Source organism: Halomonas sp. BC04 (assembly GCF_000568385.1).
The window spans coordinates 1-15,238 of record NZ_AZQX01000428.1; the positions used below are offsets into that span (position 1 = coordinate 1).

A 15,238-nucleotide genomic window follows, 5' to 3' on the forward strand; every position below is an offset into this window, starting at 1 on the left:
TTCATGATTCCTCCCTGCATAACAGGTCAGCATTTATTCGCCGTGCGCAGCATGGCGAATAAATGCCTGTTGGACTGCACGTCCTGATATTGGATGAACACACGTGCGCGTTCAACAATGTTATCCAGCACGTTCTCCCTCCCCTAACCTATTGATCTCACAGAAATTTAAGTATAGCTCGGACACCTATGCAGAATTCGCGCGCTTGCGCGTTTTGCCGGAACCAATAATACTGTATGCATATCCATATCACGAAGGAGCTGACGTATGGATACGCACAACAGACCGCCAAAGCTGATGGATCGGGTGAAGGCTACCATGCGCGTGAAGCGGTACAGCCCACGCACCGAGAAAACCTACTGCTACTGGATACGCTACTTCATTCGCTTCCATGGCGTGCGCCATCCTGCCAGCATGGGAAGCTCCGAGGTACGCAGCTTTCTGGAACACCTCGCGGTGGAACGCCAAGTGGCAGCGGCTACACAGAACCAGGCGCTGAATGCCCTTGTCTTTCTCTATCGCCATGTCCTCGAGCAGCCCTTGGGAGAAATCGGTGAATTCTCACGCGCCAGGCGCCCTCGCCGGCTGCCAGTGGTGCTATCCCACCAGGAAGTGATGGACGTACTAGGCCACCTGTCTGGTTCCATGTATCTGATGGGTACATTGATGTACGGTTCTGGGCTGAGGCTCATCGAAACATGTCGCCTACGTGTCAGGGATATCGACTTCGAACGTCAGATTATTACGGTGAGAGCTGGCAAAGGCGATAAAGACAGAACCACCCTGCTCCCTGCGCCCAGCCTTCCCTACTTGCAGCATCAAATCTCCACGGCCAAACAGCAACTTGATTATCGCCTCGATCATGGCCGCGTACCGGTTACGCTACCCCATGCGCTGGATCGCAAGTACCCCAATGCGGGAATCTCCTTGGCTTGGCAGTGGCTCTTCCCTGCCACCCGTCCCTGCTGCGATATGGGTGGCAAGGTGGTACTCCACCACATCCATCCATCGGCAGTGCAAAGAGCCGTCAGACAAGCTATGCGAGCCGCATCGCTGCCACGCCCCGGCTCCTGCCATACCCTGCGACACAGCTTCGCTACTCAGTTGCTGAGCCAGGGAACGGATATCCGCACCGTTCAGGAATTGCTGGGCCACAAGAGCGTGGAAACCACCCAGATCTATACGCATGTGCTGGGCAAGGGCTTTGCCGGCGTACGTAGCCTCTGGGATAAATGAACATCGAAACATTCAGGCACGCTACCGCCAGGAGATGCTGTTCACCAGCCCCCCACCCTGGCGGGCACAGGCCGCCGGCACTGTCTTCATCGGATGACGTTGGAATCCGGTCTGAAGCACTTATTTCGTTTTGAATTGCTGGATCAATGATCGGCTTGCACAGTCAACCCTACGCTACATCCTGCACCTCACGGCACTTGGGATAGGTCGAGCAACCCCAGAACCGATTGCCCGCATTCGCGCCCCGTTTTGACGTGCGCAGTACCATACCGCTTCCACACTTCGGGCAGGTCCGCTCGGAACTGGACTCGAATCGGGCCTTGAGCTGTTTGACATGCTGGCGGTGCGTTTCCCGATTGGGCGCAAGCGACCGGTAGTGATGCTTTCCAACACCTCTTGAACTTGGGTATCCGACAGCACCGGGTCGCGGAACGATTTGATGTATCGCACATAGCCGCCGCCGATGGTGACGTTGTCGGGCATCCGGGTCTTGAACACGGCGCTACCCGAGAAGACCACCACCGAGTAGATAGTGTCTGCGGGCACATCGAGCAGGGCTGCCAGCGCTTTTACGTGCTTGTAGTTCTGACGCAGCGGGTTCTGGAACTTGAACGTCTTGCGGTAGATCTTCTGGGTCCACTGGGGCTGCTTCTCGCTGCCGAAGATCCAGCCCATCATATGCTTGGTTTCGATGACGAAAATGCCGTAGCGGGAGACAAGGACGTGGTCGATCTGGGTGGTGCCATCGGGCGTGGGGAGCGTGACATCGTGAACGCCCTGGTACTCCTCCGCCGGCAGCCGTAGCCTGGCGATCAGCTTGACGTAGGCTTCGCCGAACAGGCCCTTGAACCATCGGGACTTGAATATGCCAAGCAGCACGACGATGGGCAGCACCCACCAGAGCGGCTTTATGGCTTCGAAAACGATCGAGTAATCCAAGGTCTCATCTCGGCGGTAGCGTATTGGTATGAGGCCCTTGCTTCAGCCCGCTTAGCCCCAAGCTAACGCCTTCCACCCTGTAAATCTACGTAACGAGTCTGAATTTTGACCTTGGTCGTGTCGACGTGGGTAATATCTTACGCAATGTAAGCATAAGCTTACGCAACGGACCCCAGCTTCGAGGCTAGCCAGACCACCTCCACCCGACTCAACGGCAATTTGTCATCGGGCTGCTCACCTCGTGGAGATTCAGCCCCGTATCCCGCTGTTCATTTCAGACATAAAAAAGGGGACCCGAAGGCCCCCCGGATGGTGCGCCGCCGCTTAGGCGAAGGCGGGCTCGGCCGCTGATGTGAGCTGGAGCTGCTGGCGATGCCAGATGGGATCTCCCGTGCTGGCTACCTTGAAACGACCCACGAGCTTGGCCATGTCACCGGCCTGGTCATCGAGCGAGCGGCTGGCGGCAGCCACCTGTTCCACGAGAGCCGCGTTCTGCTGGGTGACTTCTTCCAGCTGGGAGACGGCCTGATTGATCTGCTCGATGCCCGCCGACTGCTCGCCGGTGGCCGCGGACATGTCGCGCACCAGATCCGCCACCTGGGTGACCTTGAGGGCGATGGTCTCCAGGGCGGTGGTAGTCTCGTTGACCAGCGACTCACCCTCGCTGATGCGGGCTACATTGTTGGCGATCAGCCGTCGAATCTGCTCGGCCTCTTCGGCGCTGCGGCCAGCGAGCTTGCGCACCTCCTGGGCGACGACGGCAAAGCCGCGACCATGTTCGCCAGCACGGGCTGCCTCGACTGAGGCGTTGAGAGCCAGCAGGTTGGTCTGGAAGGCGATGCTATCGATGGCGGCAATGATGGATGTCACCTCTTGGTTGGCGGTGTGGATCTGCTGCATGGCCCGGCTGGCACGCTCGGCGACGCCGGTGGCATCGGAGGTTTCCTGGCTCACCTCGCCCGTCATGGCCTCGGCCTGACGGGCATTGTCGGCGGTATTGCGCACGGTGGCGGTGATCTGCTCCATGCTGGTGGCGGTTTCAACCAGTGAGGCCGACTGTTCTTCCGTTCGCTGAGCCAGGTCCTGGTTACCATGGGAGATTTCGCCGCTGGCGACTTCGACGGAGAGCGCGTTGCTCTGGATGTTGCCGACGAGAGCTTCCATCTCATCGGAGGCCTTGTTGAAGGCGGCATAGAGACGTGACAGCTCGTCACTGCCGGGGACGACCAGGCGACGGGTCAGATCGCCCCCTCTCTCCTGGATGTCCTGTAGATTGTGATGCAGGGGGCGCAGCAGGCTACGCACGACCAACAGGGACAGCACGAGTGCTGCGAAGCCAGCGATGGCGGCCATGAGCAGGAAGCCAGTCAGGGCCCGACGGGCATTATTTCTCAGGACTGATGCTTCGTGGAGTACGTTGGCCGAGACTGCATCTTCGACTTCCTTCATGCGATCGAGCTTGAGGGTCTGCTGATCGAACCAGGCCTCGGAATCGATGCCGAAGAAACCCTGGACACCGCGGTCGATTGCAACTTGGCGCATCTCGGCAAGACGCTCCATGTCCGGGCCGGACAGCAGACGATCGAGCAGTTCGCGTTGCTCGGTATTGGCCATGGTGTGGAAGGAGTCCTGATAAGCCTCTTGGCGCCCGAACAGGCTCATCATGCGCTGGTAAGTGGAGCCACCCATGACGTTGATGCTGAAGGCGTTGGTGAGCATGGCGCGCTCGACGCCCGCGAGGTCCTTTGCCTTGAGCAGGCTAACGTAGGCGCCCAGTTGGAGCGTGATGTCATCGTCTTCCGCCAGGTGCGCGATTCGCCCGAGCATGGTGATCAAGGCTTCATTGAGTTCCGTGTATAACGTGGTGGCCCGGTCGCTGTTGGCTGAGAGATCGAGGACTTCCCGTCGCACGTCAGCGACGGTGGCGAGCTGGCTTTCCAGGGCGCCGGCGCGCTGGGCAAAGGCCTCATCGATTGATGCGATGTCCATCTCGGACAGGGTGTTCTGGAGAGCCTGGATAGCAAGATCGGTCTGCGGGTGCTGGGCCGACAGCCGGTTACTGAAATTGTTGCCGCCACTGCCGATATAGCCGACGGACATGCCCCGCTCCCGCTGCAGTTCGTGCACCAGGTTACCGGCATCTGCCGACAGCTCGGCCAGTTCCGACAGTTCGGTCATGTTGGTGGCGAGATGCTGTCGGTCCAGGATGCCAATGCCAGCGAACCAGAGCATGGCCATCACGGGTAGTGCCAGGACGAGGATAAACTTCCCGCTCATGGGAAGACGATTCAACAGGTTCATCATGGTGGGGGATCTCCGGCCCTCTCGCGAGGAAGGTATGAGGCGTCTTTAGCTGTGTAACAAGGATGATCCTGTAGTGGATCTGCATGCCCGCAATATCGACCGCAGATATCAATTCCTGAGAAAGAGATGAGGATGCAGGTGATATCACTGACCCACATCAATAAACGGGTTAATTGCTCGGAATCATGCCAATCAGAACGCAGCGGATGCTGATTGCCGGATGCGGACCACCCGCGTGGTGGCGCACCTGATGGGTTACCCTTCTCGATTCCTTAAGCAAAAGCGACCGTTCAAAACTGTTAGCCTGCCTGAGCCAGAGAGATGATACTTGATGCCAGTCAATACCAGGCGCCAGCCCAGCGGTTAGGCTGAACACTGGTCTTCATTTTGCTTGCCATGAAAGCTCGCCCACATGAGCCAGCGATGCCAGGTCCAGGAAGGCCACCCCGATGCCGGCCTGATCATTACCGCCTTCCACCGGCTCAGTAGGTGTCGCTGAATCGGTCATGGAGCCTGCTGAGCGAAGCTGCCGTGGAAGAGGTCATGTTGGCGATAAGACGTCGCCAAGCTCGGCATCAAACAGGGTCCAGTTCACGTATAACGGTGGTGGCTGCTGCCCTGCCGGCATTCAGCGCACCCTCCATGTAACCCGGGAATCGCTCCGCGATTTCGGAGCATGCAAAAATGACGCTGCCTCGTATGGCACGCAGCCGATCTGCCGCATCAGGTACACCTCCATAGCTGATATAGGCGTTGTAGCCACCGCCACACCATGGAGACTGCGCCCATACGCCGTGCGTCACACTCAGGGGGCGCTCGGCGGCACTACCCAGTGCACGAGATACCAGATTCACCGCAAACGCTTGCCTCTCAGCGTCATTCCCTCTCGCAAGCGCGTGCCCCGGTGAGCCACCGGTGAAGACGACCAGGCGGCCTAGTCCCTCTTCTGCTCTGGAGGCATCGATAGCCGTAACGCCTTCAGGTTCCAGGCTCACGATGGTTTCAATCGAATCCTTGAAGCTGGATCCAACCACCTCACGCCAGAAGGCATCACGATAAACCAGTGTGGTCTTTACCATGGCGCCGGCATCATAGCTGTGGAGCGCCGCATCAGCTTGGCATGAACGGCGGCCGGTAGCTTGATATCCCTTGCTGCAACGGGGGTGACGGCAAGAATCACCCGTTGCGCACGATAGTCGCCCTGCGGTGTCCTCACCAGGAGATCGCCCCCCTCTTCGGCCACTTCATTGACCGGCGCATTGTAGCGTGGGGGCGTGTGCAGCTCTGCCGTCAGTCGGTTGACCACGCTCCCCAGGGGACCCGACACCTGGAGCTCTCCATCGGACCGTTCCGAAGGATATCTGGCATACAACTCGAGCAGGCCCTGCGCGCTGATCACCGAAGGCTCGCGACACAGGAACTCGCCTAGGGAACTCTCCATGATGCGAATTCCCTTCGGGTCGGTGGCGACCTGTCGAATCAGTTGTGCCAGGGATTGATCAGGCAGACCGGCCTGCACACCGGCCAATGCCAGCAAACGCGGCCACTCCTCCTCCCACTGGGTGAGCCAAGGGGCTGCGTCAACGGAACCCGCTGCATCGATTGCCACCGCTGCGCTACCCGCCGCAGTCGTTACCAGCTCAAGACCCGCCTCGCGCACCAAGCCGATCAGATTTTCCATGTCTTGATTGAGAAGCTGAGCCCCTGCTTCCGTAACGTGTCCATCCTTGGTCACCGTCGAGCGGACACGCCCTCCTGCCCGGTCCTGGGCTTCCAGTACCTGGCAGGAAAAGCCAGCGGCTTCCAGCTCCCTGGCAGCAGAAAGGCCCGATAATCCGGCGCCAACCACGATGACGTCAAAACGCGTATTGCTTGAACGGTATCTCATATTACTGTTGTAAAGGCCCCATCGACGGCAGCGAGCCGTATTCCCATGATGTACGAGTGGAATTGGTTCCCGTCCATCTCTGCAACATTGGTCAACCGTCCCCCACTCTTGAAACGTGGCTCCGCCGAAGAGGGGACGTCGACACTTCAACCCTGTTGGGCAACTTGTTCAGCATCACAATCCTAGCTCTTCATCTGTCGCGGCATATTCGTACTTGGCCTTGGGAGGCCATGGACGCGCTCGCCAATCGGGTTCGAGTGCAAAGGAGGATCGCCTGCGACCCGGCAGCAATGTGTCGTTTGCGGCGCCTTTGGCATAATCAAAGTAAAGCTTTACGATCTGACAGCACGCGTTTAGCCAGTTCGATGACCCCCAAGCTTTCACATCCAGACCCCCTAATACAAACCCATATACGTAAAAAACCAATGAAACTGTAATTATTGATGCCCAAAAGCTGCATAACACCGCTGAACGTGCCTGCTGGCTTTTCCATCATGTCGGCTTTGTATCGACTCCTGCCATTCCTTCTGCGACTCCGCTGCCCACCGATACAAAGTCGCCTGCATCCGCTCTATGCCGCCTCCGCTTGTCGCGAGCTAAAGCTACCTCCAACAATCGTCGATGCAACCGGTTATGGCTGTTTCGGGCCGCCTCCTGCCCTTCCTTCTGCGACTCCGCTGCCCACCGATGCAAAGTCGCCTGCATCAGCTCAATGCCGCCTCCGCTTGTCGCGAGCTGAAGCTACCTCCAACAATCATCGATGCTACCGGTTATGGCTGTTTCGGGCCGATTCCTGCCCTTGCTTCAGCCCGCCTGGCCCAAGCCAACCCTTCCACCCTGCAGATCTACGTAACGAGCCTGAATTTTGACCTTGATCATGTCAGTGTGGTTAATATCTTACCCATTGTAAGCGTTAGCTTACGTGACGTTGGAAGCATGGCGCGCCCGTGGTAGTACTGGATCATCACTCGAATCGCAGGCTCTCATTGGGCTCTCGCCTGTTTCTTCAGTGCCGCGAACAGGGCAGCGGCCGGTACGCTGCCCGACTTCGCAGCCACCAGGGGCATCCCTGTCATCTGCTCCAGGTCGGCCAAAATGTCGCGATTAGTATTGGCTGCCGGAGCCAGCGATGCCAGGTTCTGGAAGGCCACCCTGATGCCGGCAGGATGCATCGGAACGCGGCGGCACTGCCACCGCGAACCTTCCTGAGAAGCACTGCAATTCGACAAGGGGCCCGTGCATGCATCCTTACCAAGCCGATCAAGAACACCGCCGGGCGGTGCTGCAGGCAATGCTGCTGGTCACCGTCGTCAGCGCCCTGGTCTTTGCGGCCCTGAACTTTCCAGACGGCATGATCCTGGTCGCCTGGATCGAGGTTGCCCTTGCCGTCTTCGCCGCTGGCCTGCTGGTCGTGGTTCGTCGCACGCAGCGCGTTCAGGCATGGTGTCTGCGCTTCATGCTGATATTACTGTCAGCAACGATCCTGCTGCTGAGCCGCCCGGAAATCTCGCCGTTCGCCTTCATCTGGCTGCTGATCATCCCGCTCATTACCCATCTCTTGCTCGGTTCCAAGTTAGGCCTGCTGCTCTCGTTGGGCTACATGGGGGTTGGCGGCGCCATCTTTTTGTACCGCTTTGGCGGCACCCCCGAACTCGTTCGGGTGGAGGTGCTGTCCAACGCCATCATCGCCGCACTGACCACCCTGGGCATGTCACACTTCTATGAACGCACCCGTGAACGGTCCGAGCTGAAGTTGACGCGCCTGGCAACGGTCGATCCGCTGACCGGGCTGGCCAATCGCATGCGTCTCAACGATGTCTTCCAGTGGGAACGGGCACAAGCGCAGCGCAATGGAACCCCGTTTTCGGTACTGATGCTGGACCTGGATCGCTTCAAGCGGATCAACGACGAGCACGGTCACGAGGCCGGCGACACGGTGCTGGTGGCCTTCGCCCGTATGCTGCGGGAGCGCCTGCGGGAGATCGACCTGATCTCACGCTTTGGCGGCGAGGAATTCCTGGTACTGCTGAACAACACCGATGGCGAACGCGCTGTCGCCGTTGCGGAGGAGCTGCGCCAGAGCCTGGAACAGTTGGCCATCGAGCACCAGGACAAGATCCTTAAACTCACCGTCAGCATCGGCGTCGCCGAATACGGCCCCGACGGGATGGACCTGGATACGCTCAGCCGAGTCGCCGATGAACGGCTTTACCGGGCCAAGTCGAATGGGCGCAACTGCGTCTGCGGCGGCTCATATTCTCAGCTTGAACATCCCGCCGAACCGCCAGAGCCGGCGCTCGAACAGTGACAGCGTGCAGCGGCACTATGTCAGTAGTTTTCCGGCGGGGTTTCGCTGCTGGAAGCGTACAGGCGATATAGGCTGCGTCCTTCGCTCTTGGCTTGGTACATCGCCTTGTCCGCCCTTCCCAGCAAGTCGGAGTGCATTATTACCGTCTCGTCGTGAGTGGCAATCCCTATGCTCACGGCAACGTCCAGGCTGATGCCTCCCAGTAAAACGGGAGACTCCAGGGTACGCAGGAATCGAGTGGCGACCGAGACGGCTTCGTCGTCATGTTCGATGCCCTCCAGCAGGATAGCGAACTCATCGCCGGAGAGGCGGGCCGCCAGGCCGGGTGGTCTGACGCTATATTTCAGGCGCTCGGCGATTTCCCTCAACACCATGTCTCCCATGATGTGGCCATGCTCATCATTGATCGCCTTGAAGCTGTCGACATCCAGGAACATGATGGCGAACCCTCGCCTTTCCCCATCCTCCTCGCGCCGAACTGACAACTGCTCGAGTCGTTCTAACAGATGCGCCCGATTGGGCAGGCCCGTCAGGTGGTCGTGCATCACCTCATGCTTGAGTTGCTGTTCCACGCCCTTGCGGGTGGCGATCTCTTTTTCCAGCTCCCAGGTGCGTTCCCGCACCCTTAGCTCCAGAGTCGCCTTGGCCTCGCGCAGAGAGGCCAGGGCACGCTTGCGTTCAAGGCTGCTGGCGATCTGGCTGGAAACGAACCGCAGGAGCTCCGAATCCTCCCGTTGATAAAGGGTGTCATCGCGGTAGCTTTGCACGGCCATGACCCCCAGTACCCGTCCTTCACAGCGAAGCGGCACGCCGAGCCAGGAGTGGGGGCGACGGCCGGTAATGGCAATGCTGCCCTCGGCCTCGAGTGCCGCAATCTGGCGCTCGTCGAGCAGCACATCCTCGCCGAGGCGCAAGACATGTTCGGTCAAGCCATCGCGAAGGCGCCGCTTCGGGCTCGGCGGGTCGTAATCGTTGGCATAGTAAGCGAAGTCGATCGCCTTGCCATCGTCAACCAACAGTGCGATGAAGAAATTGTCAGCATAGAGCAAGCTGCCCAACTGGTAGTGGATGGTGCGGTAGAAATCCTTTTCCCGGCCGGTGTCGCTTGCTTGCTCCGCAATATGATAGAGCGCCCGCTGAATCAGCTCGTTACGCTTGCGCTGTGCGATCTCCCGGAGCAGCTTGGTGTTGGCCTCGGCCAGCTCCCTGGTGCGCAGTGCAACCGCCCGTTCGAGGTTCTCCAGGTTTTCTCGCCGCTGCAGCGTCGTCAGGATATGGCTGGCCACGAAGCTCAGGAGAGCCTGGTCGTCAGGCCCGTATACCGCAGCCTCTTCATAGTGCTGAACGACGAGAATCCCGTGCACCTGGCTCCCTTCGAGCATGGGAACGCCCAGCCAGTCCTTCGGGGTCACCCCAAGCGGCCTGAACTCACCGGGCAATTCGGCACCGATCTTGTCGAGGGTGCCGCGAAGCGGCTTGCCCAGGCGAATCGTATACCAGGTCAGGCTGTACTCGAGCTCATCCAGTGGAATCGGCGCATCCATCCCGGCCGGCGTGACATCCGAGAATGGCGTCGCGACATCGGCAAAATAGAGGAATCGGACCTGTTGCGAGTCATGGTCATAACGGGCAATGAAGAAATTATCCGCATACATCAGCTCGGAAATGATGCCGTGCAGCCGGCTGAGCATCTCGCTCATCTCCAACTGTGCTCCGGCCAGTTCAGAGATGGCATAGAGCGCTCGCTGGACCCGCTCAGCCTTCTCGAGCTCGCTGACCTTATCGAGTAGCGCCTGGTAGGCGGAACTCGACACCACGCCGTCGCCAAGTGTCATTCACTGCCCCCGTTCGCTGACTCATACTGCTGTATCGGCATCATCCCACAGTTCTTGATCTGGGCTGCGGACCAGGTTGGCCGGCCAGTGCCGGGACGCGTCAGCGCCTAGCCTACTCCTGCTTCCACTGGTACATGATGAAGTCGCTCGGCCCATCCGTGTAGCGGTCGTAGAAGGCACGGCCCCGCTCATTGTAGTGCTGGGTGATCCAGCGGATCGCCGGCCATTCACGCGCTTCCGCGAGCTCCTTCAGGGCCGTGAACAGCGCCTCGGCCGCGCCGCTGCCTCGCGCGTCGGGGGCAACGAACATGTCGTCGAGAAAGCCGACGTCACAGCCGCCCAGGGGCCTGGGGCAGGCGCGCACATGGACGAAACCAACCGCCCTGCCACCCTCATCCCTGGCAAGGATGCCTTCCAGCAGATGATCGGGGGCCAGCAGCCAACCCCAGACGGTGTCGGCGGTGGAATCTTCCATCGGCACACCGTAAAACTCGGCATAGCCGTCGAACAGTGGGCGCCATTCTGCCTTGTCGGTCTCGGTCACGAAGGCTGTCTTGAAAGTCGTCATTGCCTCTCCCGGCTTGTTGTTCTGGATGCGGCTGGCGCGCCCGGTTGGGCGCCCATGCCGAATGTCATTGACGGCGCAAATTGCCAGCGCTACTGGCACAGTAGCCGCCATCGACCACGTAGGTATTGCCATTGCAACCCGAGGCCAGATCCGAGAGCAGATATACTGCCATCGCCGCGCACTCCTCGTTGGTGACGTATCTGCCCAATGGCACCCGGGAAGCGAACATCTTTTGCACTTCCTCGCCATGCCCGGGGTTCGCCTGCTCCTCGATGGAACGCATCATGCGGTTGTCCACCGGACCGGGATTCAGCGTATTGACCCGTATGCCTTCCGGACCAAGCTCCGCCGCCAGGCATCGCATCATACCGACCACCGCGTGCTTGCTGCTCGCATAGGGCGAAAGGCCCGAGGCACCCCGCAAGCCGGCCACGCTGGATGTGATCACGATGCTACCCCCGCCAGCCTGGCGCAACGCCCGCAGGGAGGCTTCCACACCAAAGCGAACGCCATGGACGTTGACCGCGAAAACCTTTTCCCAGGCGCTATCGGTACGGCTGTCAAAGGGACCGACCTCGCCCTCGACGCCGGCGTTCAGGAACACCCCGTCCAGGCGACCAAAACGCTCCAACGCAGCAGTTACCATCCGTTCATTGTCTTCACGCTTGCTCACGTCGACGGCGAGCCCCACCGCTCGCTCACCCAGGGACGCCGCTATGGCTTCAACCGAAGCGGCCTCCAGGTCGGTCAAGACCACACTCGCCCCCTGGGAATACGCCATACGAGCGGTAGCCTCGCCGATACCACCCGCACCACCGGTGACTGCAATCACTTTTCCTGTCAGGTCATTCATCATCACTCACCTTGAAACATGGGGTCACTGTGGAGGAAGGGAAGCTTCCCGACGAAAGCGCGTCCCAGGAGGGGCAGTCGATTCTTGCTTGTAAGCCGCGGAGAATGAAAAAGCGTGCCTCCTGCAAGGAGTGTATCGGGGTCCCTTGTTTTACGCCACCGGACAAATTCATGTCATTCGGCCGTCTCCGGTTGGTTTTTGAGCGGCATATCAACCATGAATAACACCAGACTGAAAGACGAGCCAACGATGCTGATAACTATTCATATCGCACGTATTACGCCAAAAGATATATTTAATTTATTGCATTAAATACCATTCAGCCCACTGCCAATCTGCGAAAAAGTGCTTCGTCCTGCATATTTTTCATCATTCATTGGCGGGCAGCGGGAGACCTCAAGGGCGGTGATTGTGATATCAAACGGGACTTCTGGAACGCGCCGCCGCTTCGGTCGTGAGACCTCTACCCTATGCCGTTTGGCGAAGTCTGCGGCAGATCGTATCGGAATCTGCGTTCCTCAAGTCCGCTCGACATGGGCCAGATGCGCGCTTCGCCAGATGACAACCGCTCGCCCCAGGAACATGCCACCGAAGGAGCCGTAGACCAGGCTGACGGCGGCGGCGAAGATGGCCGTATCGGCGATGGCTAGCTGCATGCCCACCATGACACCTACCGCAAACTTGGCGCAGAAGATAGCCAGCATGAGGGCGAGCGGCTGCCAGCTTCCCGGTACGTGGAAGGCCTGCTCTTGCGGGGAGAACCGCACGCCCCTGGGAAGTTCGAGCTTGAGGTGAAGCAGCACGGCAAGGCCGATGCCGAGCGCCCAGAGTGCCAGGTTGAGCGGATGGGCGCCGAATGCATGAATGAGGCCGTAGAAACCGAGGAAGAGGAAGATCGCCGGAAGGATGCCCAGCTTGGAAAGGCCGACGGTGCGATCCTGGCTCTGCTGGTAGCCCCTGAAGAGCAGAAACAACAGCAACGGCCATACCCATAGGGGGGTGTTTCTAATTATCTCGATGAACATGGTCGATTCCCTGCGACTTAATTTCGCCTCAGCATAGCAGGGGTAAGGCACACGCCCCAGTCAGTACTCACTCACGTAGCAGCCTTGCTGGAATGGCCCTTCCCCCTCCCCCCCGGCATTCGACTTGCTGCAGGCTGGGCAGGATCTTGTGAACGTGCTCGGCAACTTTCTTCCATCCTTCATGATCCAACGGAGTGGCAACAAGGCCTGACGAACCCGAAGGGTGGTCCAATGGAAGAGTCGCGTGTACAAGACTCCAAGCGCTTGCTGAAGCATCGCCTTTACCATGATGAACTGCCGGAGGAGCACGAAGACCCTCTGGTCAGGCACCTGCACCGCATCATACGCTTCGCTGTCAAGGTGCTGTCCATCCTGATGGTACTGGTCATTATCTGGGGTGTGATCGACGTGGTCTACATGCTGTACACCCGGCTGATGACGCCCCCCTTCATGCTGTTTGAGGTGAGCGATATCTTCGCCATCTTTAGTGCCTTCATGGTGGTACTCATCGCCATCGAGATTTTCATCAACATTCGTCTTTATCTGGGCACCAACATGTTGCCGATCCAGTTGGTCATCGCCACTGCGCTCATGGCAATCGCCCGCAAGGTGATCATCATGGACACCGACTACGTCACTGCGATGGAAATCATGGCGATCGCGGCCGTCGTACTTGCGCTCGGCATCACCCACTGGCTGGTAACGCGAAGACCGTAGGGGCCTTATGTGGGTGCCTGAACAGAATGACAAGTCACGCTGTCAATTCCAGGCTCCATGGCCTCACTTTCGCTCTAGCTCACTTAGCCTGCATCCAGCGAGAACAGCTCAAGGCTTAGCATGACTGTCTCGCCAGGATGCTGGCGCATGTGGAAAAACCTCTGGCCGGCGAGTAAAGAGGCCTGGTGGAGACCGCTATTGTGCCGGCTCAATGACCCAGGGCTCCAGTTCCACCTCGTTCCTGCAACTGTCATCGACCGGCTCGTTCGGGCTGTCGAGAAAGGCGTTGATCATGGTGGAGCGACACTCGTTGACGGGGTTGTGCCCCAGCCCCTGAAATTCGACGTACTGCAGGTTGGGCATGGTCTTGCGAACATGCTCGCTCCAGCGCGTGCCGCAGCAGGGGTCCATCTGGCCATGAATCGCCAGGGCCGGGGTATCCGATACCGGTGGATCGTTGTGCTCGGCGGGTACGGCTCCGTCTTCGCCCCACCAGCCACAGACCCACGGGGGCTCGAAGCCCAGGATGGCCGGCTCGGTCTGCACGGCGGCGATAGAATCCTCCCGGGTGGGCCGGTTGGTGCCCATGTCATTGCACACATGGGCGAGGAAGTAGCCCAGCGCATAGTTGGGGGCTTCAGGCTCGGGATCGTAGTGTTCGATCAGGAAGAACTCTTCCAGCCGTGCATAGTCGCCCGCCTCGATATCGGCAAGGATACTGGGCAGCTCGGCATAGACCGCGGGGAGCATCAGGTAGAGCGTGTCGAGGAAGGCGGCACCATCGAAGTAGAGCGTTTCGCCATTGCCGGCGTCGTCCCCGACATCGACCACGTAGGGCCGGCCATCCAGGGTACGGCGCGCGCTATCGAGGGCCAGCATCCAGTTGGGCAACATCTCGCGGCATGCCTCGTCTTCTGACGCACACAGCGACAGCGTATCGGTGAAGGTCTGCTTGGCGGTATAGAACTCGTCCACCGGCGGCCGGTTGCGCAGATGGTTGAACCAGGGCCAGCCGAGGATCGCGGCGCGAATGCTGTCGGGATGGTACTGGATGAAGGAGAGCACGGTGCCGCTGCCCGTCGAGGAACCGAAGGCGTCGATGACATCGTATCCCAGCAGCTGGCGTATCTCTTCCACATCACGCGCCACGGCATACTGGTTGTACTGGCGACGTCAATGCCCTCCTCGGTGAGCTTCTGGTAGCAGGCCTCCACCTCGCGGGTGATCGCCTCCAGACGTTTCATCGGCTTCAGCGACGAGGTGATCGCCGGGGTGTGGATGATGTTGTGGTACGGCGATACGGCCGCGTAATCGGGGCACTCCAGCGCCGGTTCGGCATGAATGAAGCCGCGGTGGTCCATCGTCACCAACGTGCGGTTGCCGATGTCCTTGCGCAACTGCTCCATGTAGTCGCGAAGGCCCAGCGAAGAGTAGCCCGGCCCACCCGGGAAGAAGAACACCGGCATCTCCTCCGCCTCGCCGTTATCGGGCTCGATCACGGCCACTGGCACCTGGATTCGATTGTCGCCGGGCTCGTCCCAGTCTCGTAGCCGTGAAAGGTGTAG

General features: G+C 59.5%; 14 protein-coding genes and 1 pseudogene. 3 read left to right on the top strand and 12 right to left on the bottom strand.

What is annotated here, in order from left to right:
* The first annotated feature begins 267 nt into the window (after positions 1-267).
* The gene (locus Q427_RS28180; RefSeq protein ID WP_043518921.1) at positions 268-1,236 is read left to right on the top strand and encodes an integron integrase; all 969 of its coding nucleotides are present in this window, start codon (positions 268-270) and stop codon (positions 1,234-1,236) included.
* A 169-nt stretch (positions 1,237-1,405) separates the two neighbouring features.
* On the opposite strand, the gene Q427_RS35005 is transcribed toward Q427_RS28180, so the two are convergent.
* The 7 genes and pseudogenes from Q427_RS35005 to Q427_RS28205 form a co-directional block, all read right to left on the bottom strand.
* A complete protein-coding gene (locus Q427_RS35005) occupies positions 1,406-1,504 on the bottom strand; it encodes a hypothetical protein (protein ID WP_231613978.1) in 99 nt (32 codons plus the stop codon).
* 299 nt (positions 1,505-1,803) lie between these two features.
* Positions 1,804-2,130: pseudogene (locus Q427_RS35010) on the bottom strand (nuclease-related domain-containing protein); the annotation flags it as partial.
* A 369-nt stretch (positions 2,131-2,499) separates the two neighbouring features.
* Positions 2,500-4,479: a methyl-accepting chemotaxis protein gene (locus tag Q427_RS28190; protein ID WP_051496799.1), complete on the bottom strand. Its 1,980-nt coding sequence runs from the start codon at positions 4,477-4,479 to the stop codon at positions 2,500-2,502.
* Between the two features lie 382 nt (positions 4,480-4,861).
* Positions 4,862-4,987, bottom strand: coding sequence for a hypothetical protein (locus Q427_RS35830; protein ID WP_269321339.1), 126 nt, complete (start codon positions 4,985-4,987; stop codon positions 4,862-4,864).
* A gap of 67 nt (positions 4,988-5,054) precedes the next feature.
* Positions 5,055-5,558: an FAD-dependent oxidoreductase gene (locus Q427_RS35835; protein ID WP_043518923.1), complete on the bottom strand. Its 504-nt coding sequence runs from the start codon at positions 5,556-5,558 to the stop codon at positions 5,055-5,057.
* Positions 5,552-6,367 (bottom strand): flavin monoamine oxidase family protein, encoded by an 816-nt coding sequence (locus Q427_RS35840; protein ID WP_081786260.1) that lies wholly within the window; start codon positions 6,365-6,367, stop codon positions 5,552-5,554. Before Q427_RS35840 ends, Q427_RS35835 begins: the two co-directional genes overlap by 7 nt.
* 983 nt (positions 6,368-7,350) lie before the next feature.
* Positions 7,351-7,539, bottom strand: coding sequence for a hypothetical protein (locus tag Q427_RS28205; RefSeq protein WP_043518926.1), 189 nt, complete (start codon positions 7,537-7,539; stop codon positions 7,351-7,353).
* Between the two features lie 68 nt (positions 7,540-7,607).
* On the opposite strand from Q427_RS28205, the gene Q427_RS28210 reads away from it, so the two are divergent.
* Positions 7,608-8,675: a diguanylate cyclase gene (locus Q427_RS28210; protein WP_051496800.1), complete on the top strand. Its 1,068-nt coding sequence runs from the start codon at positions 7,608-7,610 to the stop codon at positions 8,673-8,675.
* Positions 8,676-8,695: 20 nt separating this feature from the next.
* Here Q427_RS28210 and Q427_RS28215 read toward each other — a convergent pair whose 3' ends face one another.
* The 4 genes from Q427_RS28215 to Q427_RS28230 all read right to left on the bottom strand — a co-directional run bounded on the left by Q427_RS28215 (position 8,696) and on the right by Q427_RS28230 (position 13,007).
* Positions 8,696-10,510, bottom strand: a complete 1,815-nt coding sequence (locus Q427_RS28215) for a sensor domain-containing diguanylate cyclase (protein ID WP_051496801.1) — start codon at positions 10,508-10,510, stop codon at positions 8,696-8,698.
* Between the two features lie 112 nt (positions 10,511-10,622).
* The gene (locus Q427_RS28220; protein WP_043518928.1) at positions 10,623-11,078 is read right to left on the bottom strand and encodes a GNAT family N-acetyltransferase; all 456 of its coding nucleotides are present in this window, start codon (positions 11,076-11,078) and stop codon (positions 10,623-10,625) included.
* Between the two features lie 64 nt (positions 11,079-11,142).
* The gene (locus Q427_RS28225; protein ID WP_043518930.1) at positions 11,143-11,931 is read right to left on the bottom strand and encodes an SDR family NAD(P)-dependent oxidoreductase; all 789 of its coding nucleotides are present in this window, start codon (positions 11,929-11,931) and stop codon (positions 11,143-11,145) included.
* 518 nt (positions 11,932-12,449) lie between these two features.
* Entirely contained in the window at positions 12,450-13,007 is a 558-nt protein-coding gene (locus Q427_RS28230; RefSeq protein WP_331280726.1) for a DUF6622 family protein, read from the bottom strand.
* Between the two features lie 180 nt (positions 13,008-13,187).
* On the opposite strand from Q427_RS28230, the gene Q427_RS28235 reads away from it, so the two are divergent.
* Positions 13,188-13,673 (top strand): phosphate-starvation-inducible PsiE family protein, encoded by a 486-nt coding sequence (locus Q427_RS28235; protein WP_051496802.1) that lies wholly within the window; start codon positions 13,188-13,190, stop codon positions 13,671-13,673.
* A gap of 195 nt (positions 13,674-13,868) precedes the next feature.
* Here Q427_RS28235 and Q427_RS28240 read toward each other — a convergent pair whose 3' ends face one another.
* On the bottom strand, positions 13,869-14,822 hold the full coding sequence (locus Q427_RS28240; protein ID WP_051496803.1) for an alpha/beta hydrolase: 954 nt from the start codon (positions 14,820-14,822) through the stop codon (positions 13,869-13,871).
* Positions 14,823-15,238 lie beyond the last annotated feature (416 nt).

Excerpts from the sequence above, each read along its gene's own strand:
- Q427_RS28220 (WP_043518928.1), bottom strand. The coding sequence starts at position 11,078 with ATGACGACTTTCAAGACAGCCTTCGTGACCGAGACCGACAAGGCAGAA.
- Q427_RS28225 (WP_043518930.1), bottom strand. The coding sequence starts at position 11,931 with ATGAATGACCTGACAGGAAAAGTGATTGCAGTCACCGGTGGTGCGGGT.
- Q427_RS28190 (WP_051496799.1), bottom strand. The coding sequence starts at position 4,479 with ATGATGAACCTGTTGAATCGTCTTCCCATGAGCGGGAAGTTTATCCTC.
- Q427_RS35840 (WP_081786260.1), bottom strand. The coding sequence starts at position 6,367 with ATGAGATACCGTTCAAGCAATACGCGTTTTGACGTCATCGTGGTTGGC.
- Q427_RS35835 (WP_043518923.1), bottom strand. The coding sequence starts at position 5,558 with ATGGTAAAGACCACACTGGTTTATCGTGATGCCTTCTGGCGTGAGGTG.
- Q427_RS28235 (WP_051496802.1), top strand. The coding sequence starts at position 13,188 with ATGGAAGAGTCGCGTGTACAAGACTCCAAGCGCTTGCTGAAGCATCGC.
- Q427_RS35830 (WP_269321339.1), bottom strand. The coding sequence starts at position 4,987 with ATGACCGATTCAGCGACACCTACTGAGCCGGTGGAAGGCGGTAATGAT.
- Q427_RS28210 (WP_051496800.1), top strand. The coding sequence starts at position 7,608 with ATGCATCCTTACCAAGCCGATCAAGAACACCGCCGGGCGGTGCTGCAG.
- Q427_RS28215 (WP_051496801.1), bottom strand. The coding sequence starts at position 10,510 with ATGACACTTGGCGACGGCGTGGTGTCGAGTTCCGCCTACCAGGCGCTA.
- Q427_RS28205 (WP_043518926.1), bottom strand. The coding sequence starts at position 7,539 with ATGCATCCTGCCGGCATCAGGGTGGCCTTCCAGAACCTGGCATCGCTG.
- Q427_RS28180 (WP_043518921.1), top strand. The coding sequence starts at position 268 with ATGGATACGCACAACAGACCGCCAAAGCTGATGGATCGGGTGAAGGCT.
- Q427_RS35005 (WP_231613978.1), bottom strand. The coding sequence starts at position 1,504 with ATGGTACTGCGCACGTCAAAACGGGGCGCGAATGCGGGCAATCGGTTC.